This window comes from Dolichospermum circinale AWQC310F, from assembly GCF_000426925.1.
In the GTDB taxonomy this organism is placed as follows: domain Bacteria; phylum Cyanobacteriota; class Cyanobacteriia; order Cyanobacteriales; family Nostocaceae; genus Dolichospermum; species Dolichospermum circinale.
On sequence record NZ_KE384717.1, the window covers coordinates 4,878 to 9,394 of the forward strand.

The 4,517-nt window shown below is 41.2% G+C and carries 5 protein-coding genes; all 5 read right to left on the reverse strand.

What is annotated here, in order from left to right:
- Nucleotides 1-117 precede the first annotated feature (117 nt).
- A complete protein-coding gene (locus tag ACIR310F_RS0120380; protein ID WP_028085425.1) occupies nt 118-774 on the reverse strand; it encodes a hypothetical protein in 657 nt (218 codons plus the stop codon).
- A 224-nt stretch (nt 775-998) separates the two neighbouring features.
- On the reverse strand, nt 999-1,802 hold the full coding sequence (gene trpA / locus ACIR310F_RS0120385) for a tryptophan synthase subunit alpha (RefSeq protein ID WP_028085426.1): 804 nt from the start codon (nt 1,800-1,802) through the stop codon (nt 999-1,001).
- Nucleotides 1,803-1,894: 92 nt separating this feature from the next.
- On the reverse strand, nt 1,895-2,206 hold the full coding sequence (locus ACIR310F_RS0120390) for a DUF3007 family protein (protein WP_028085427.1): 312 nt from the start codon (nt 2,204-2,206) through the stop codon (nt 1,895-1,897).
- 27 nt (nt 2,207-2,233) lie between these two features.
- Nucleotides 2,234-2,443 (reverse strand): NAD(P)H-quinone oxidoreductase subunit L, encoded by a 210-nt coding sequence (gene ndhL, locus ACIR310F_RS24665; protein ID WP_071604855.1) that lies wholly within the window; start codon nt 2,441-2,443, stop codon nt 2,234-2,236.
- Nucleotides 2,444-3,351: 908 nt separating this feature from the next.
- On the reverse strand, nt 3,352-4,332 hold the full coding sequence (gene tilS / locus ACIR310F_RS0120395; protein ID WP_028085428.1) for a tRNA lysidine(34) synthetase TilS: 981 nt from the start codon (nt 4,330-4,332) through the stop codon (nt 3,352-3,354).
- Between the last annotated feature and the right edge of the window lie 185 nt (nt 4,333-4,517).

The following is a 4,517-nucleotide window of genomic DNA, read 5'->3' on the forward strand; positions in this document are numbered from 1 at the left end:
CTAAAAAATTAGGAATACAGCAGTTGCCAATATTATCAGGTACAGATATTAATGATATTGTAGAGACTTTCCTGGGAACGTCTCTACATTCTTATAATTTCTGCTGTTTGCCCTCTATTACTGCATTTCGTCGTATTCTGCCGTTTCTACCCTCCTTGCTTCCATACGCGAAGAAGGTAAAAATTCAGCACGACGAACAGGTGCTAAAGGCGGTGTAGATCCATTGTAAGGATGAATTACTTGGACAGTACGCACAGGACGCTGTTTTGGCGCAAATAAGGACAATACCCCAGCCACCACAATACCCCCACCAATGGTTAATGTTGCACCGCCCACAGCCCAAAGCATGGGAGAATTTCGCCAATCATTTTGCTCCGGTTGTGGTAGCGCGGCTATTTTTTGTTGTTGACTAGCTAATTGGGCTTGCCATTGCTGTTGAGTAACACTTTGCAGTTGTTGTTGGAGTTGTTGGTTTTGTAACTTTAGTTGTTCATAGTCACTTTTAAACTTCTCAATCTGCATCTTCTGCTTTTCCGTTTCTAGGCGCTGATCAGAAGTGGGGGCAGTTGGCGGTTGATTAGGATATACTGGTTGTCCGTAATTAGGCGGATACTGCACAGAAGGCTGCATTACCTGGGGTGCCATTACCGTTCCTGGCATTTGTGGACTGACAGCAAAATTTGATGATATGGGGGTATTTGTCCCTTTAAGCAAGACTAGAGCCGCTAACCCAGCTACAGCAACTCCGCCAATAAATGCCATACTTTCACTCATTGCTGTTATCCTCCGAATGCTACTAAACAGTAACTCTCATGTAACCGATGTACTCTCACACCCATAATTTTTACCTACTTCGTATTATATGTAAAACTCAAGTTTTAAAACAGTGTATCAGTTAGTTTTTGGTCTATTCTAATATATGCTGTTATTATTTAACGCTATTACAGTCAAATTGTCCAGTAGAAAATCACAAAAAAATACACTGTTTTTATTTTTGTTTAAATGGGATTGTTGAGGGCTGTCTTGAGACTTTGGCAAAACTGACCAATGGCCTCTAGTCCCTGTTCTGGTGTTCCTTCTGCTAGTCGCTTGACCACAGCACTACCCACAATTGCTGCATCTGCGCCCCATTCCTTTACTTGCCGCGCTTGTTCAGGTTCGGAAATACCAAAACCCACACCAATGGGTTTATCTGTAACATGACGAATTTCTTGGAGTAAATCAAAAACCCGTCCTTGCATCTGGGTTCGCATACCGGTGACACCAGTAACACTTACCAAATAGATAAATCCCTCAGAAGCACGAGCGATCGCTTTTATCCGCTCATGATCACTGGTAGGAGCTACCAATAGGATTAAATCTATCCCCCTCTCGGCGGCAGGTTTTATTAGCCCTGCTGACTCTTCTAGGGGCAAATCAGGAACTACTAACCCCGCTACTCCAGCCTCCTGAACTTGCTGGAGAAATTTATCAATACCTCGATGTAAAATCGGATTGTAATATGTAAATAAGATGATCGGCGATCGCAAGCTTGGACTAATAGATTTAAGCATTTCTAATACCCGCTCTAGGGTTGTCCCCCGTTGCAAGGCACGAGTAGCAGCAGCTTGAATCACTGGACCATCGGCCAAGGGATCAGAATAGGGTACACCTAACTCAATCAGATCAGCACCAGAACGATCTAGAACCTGTAAAGCTTTAGCTGTAGTTTCTAAATCGGGATCACCAGCGGTAATAAAGGGAATCAAAGCGCACCCCTGGTTCCGTCTCAAACTTTCAAAGCAACGAGAAATAGCAGTCATTTCACCTAGTCAGTAGTCAGTAGTCAGTGGTCAGTGGTCAGTGGTCAGTGGTTATTTATAAACAAACAACTGACAACTGAACAATGATAACCTTAAACCTGAGATTCTTTTTCTTGTGCAATTTTCGCCTGTAGTTCGGCTAATTCTTCAGGAGAAAGTTCATCAAGACGCTTTTGCAAAAAAGCTGTTTCATAAGCCTCTCGTTGTTGATGGTAGGTCATTTTATTCCCCATTGCTCGGAAAATATAGGTGCATAACCAGCCAATTAGACCCGCTATCAAAAATACCTGACTCCAGATACCAGCATTTTGACTATCTAAACCTACTAGCTGCAAACCCACATAAGCCAAACCACCGGCTACGAAAACGCCGAAACCAATACCAATCGCGTCAATACGTCGCATGAGTTTTATGACCTACCAAATCTTAATTTAAGCAATTTTGCGCGGACGAGGGTTCAAATTTACAAATGGTGAGAGAACGAGTAAACCCGGAAAGAAGAAAAACACCAAAAAGTACATAAACACCCGTTCCACAGAACCAGCCGTATACCATCTTAAACTCAAGTAAAACAAGACAGCAATTGGTATCACCAGCAGATAAGCGCCAGCCAAACTCAGATACAGTAGTGCTACAACCATATTCCTTACCGCAATTTGAGAAAACTATAATTTGGTGTATTCACCTCATAATACGCTGAATGCCTGGATTAAGGGAATCAGTAATCAGCAATTTAGTGTATCAATCTCCATTTCTCAACACGGAAAAAATTTAATTTGCTCAAAATCTCAACTTTATGATATAATCGGCTAGAGCCATTAAACTGGAAACTTGAGCAAGCAAAAGCCTAACTTCCTGTTTTGTTTGGGGTCAAGTCCCAAATATTCAAGTTAGAAAAATAAAAACTAAATTTTTTGGAAACTTTTTTCAAAATCTACTTGCCAAAAAAAAGTAATTAGTGGTATAACAGACAAGCAGGCGAAAAACTGCACAAAAAACTAAAAACCCTTCGGGAGTGTGGCGGAATGGTAGACGCTACGGACTTAAGGAATTGAGCCTTGATCGGGAAACCTTTCAAGTGGAAGCTCTCAAACTCAGGGAAACCTAAATCTCATAACCTAAATTTGGTTTATAGATATGGCAATCCTGAGCCAAGCCCAAAAAATCTAAAATTTGAGATAAAAAGTTCTCAAATTAAAGACTATGGGAAGGTGCAGAGACTCGACGGGAGCTACCCTAACGTCAAGACGAGGGTAAAGAGAGAGTCCAATTCTCAAAACTTAGAATTGCTTTAGCAACTAAGTAGTAGTGAAAACTGCAAGAGAATGAAAATCCGTTGACCTTAAACGGTCGTGGGGGTTCAAGTCCCCCCACTCCCATCTAAAAACTAATTAAAGGCACAATAACACAGAAGTACAGAGATACATCAATTATCAGTGTTATGAGGTACATATCTAGCGGGCAAGATGCCCGCACCACAAAAGTTTCATCATTCAACTTTGTACCTCATCAGAGCGGAAAACGCTGTATATTTATTTGCGTCTTCCTATTACCTGTCAATAATGCAAATCCAGTCTCCTTCTACGATGGCTGTCACACCACCGGGAAAGGGGTCTGTTTGAGAACGATTGGGGGCTGTGATTAAAGCTACTAACTTCTCAATGTGTTCAAAGTTGGGGGACTCAGGTAAGATATTTTGAAGTACCTGACGCATTACCCGACGTTGCAGTGCTAAAGGTAATGGTTTTAAAATTTGACGATTTAGCTGTAAATCCTGTTTCTCACCCTTTACTGAGGCTTCTAGTCGCCAATGACGGGCTGTTTGTTCTAGATATTCTACCTCAGCTTGAAGCAGTTCCGCTGTTTGGGCTAAATTTGTCTCTACTTGGGGGTGGAAATTTACCTTTAAGTATGGTATCAATTCTTGGCGAATGCGGTTGCGCGGATATTGTAAATTTTGATTGGTGCTATCTTCCCAAATGGGTAAATTAAAATCTTGACAAAACTGCTCGGTTTGGGAGCGGGTAATTTCTAACAATGGACGGACTAAGATAATATGATCAGTTAGTGGCCGTTGCCAAGTTAAAGCTTGTAAACCATCAGCACCAGTACCACGAATTAAATTATATAATAGAGTTTCTGCGCGATCGCTGGCAGTATGTCCGGTGATAATATATTGATAATGATGAGTTTGGGCAATTTTAGTTAAAGCGTGATATCGCCAATTTCTGGCCGTAGCTTCACTATTAACAGGTTCATGGGCTGTTTCTAAATAAAAAGGTATATGCCAATGTTGTGCTAAATTTTGCACATGATGAGCATTAGCCTGGGAATCTTCGCGCCAACAATGATCACAATGGGCTATAGCTAAATTCCATCCCCATTTAGGTTGTAAGTCTAATAATAATTTAATTAAACATAAAGAATCTTGTCCACCAGAAACTGCCACTAATAGCCGTTGGTCGCGCTCAAATAGATGACGGTAGTGGATGGTACGATGTATTTTAGCGTGAAGGGGAGTCCATGTCATCAGAGGTATCAATATTAGCTGTTTGTTTGAGAGAAATTTTCATTGTGCTTAAAAACTGACGAACTCTATAATGGCTCAAATGTGAGCAAGTGGTAAGAAATCTCCAGAAATTCAAGATTATCTAAGTAGGTTGGCGTTAAAAATTGTCGTTATGACAAGGGAACAGGGAACAGGGAACAGGGAAC

Coding starts and splice junctions, on each gene's coding strand:
- ACIR310F_RS0120380 (WP_028085425.1), bottom strand. CDS start 774: ATGAGTGAAAGTATGGCATTTATTGGCGGAGTTGCTGTAGCTGGGTTA.
- trpA (WP_028085426.1), bottom strand. CDS start 1,802: ATGACTGCTATTTCTCGTTGCTTTGAAAGTTTGAGACGGAACCAGGGG.
- ACIR310F_RS0120390 (WP_028085427.1), bottom strand. CDS start 2,206: ATGCGACGTATTGACGCGATTGGTATTGGTTTCGGCGTTTTCGTAGCC.
- ndhL (WP_071604855.1), bottom strand. CDS start 2,443: ATGGTTGTAGCACTACTGTATCTGAGTTTGGCTGGCGCTTATCTGCTG.
- tilS (WP_028085428.1), bottom strand. CDS start 4,332: ATGACATGGACTCCCCTTCACGCTAAAATACATCGTACCATCCACTAC.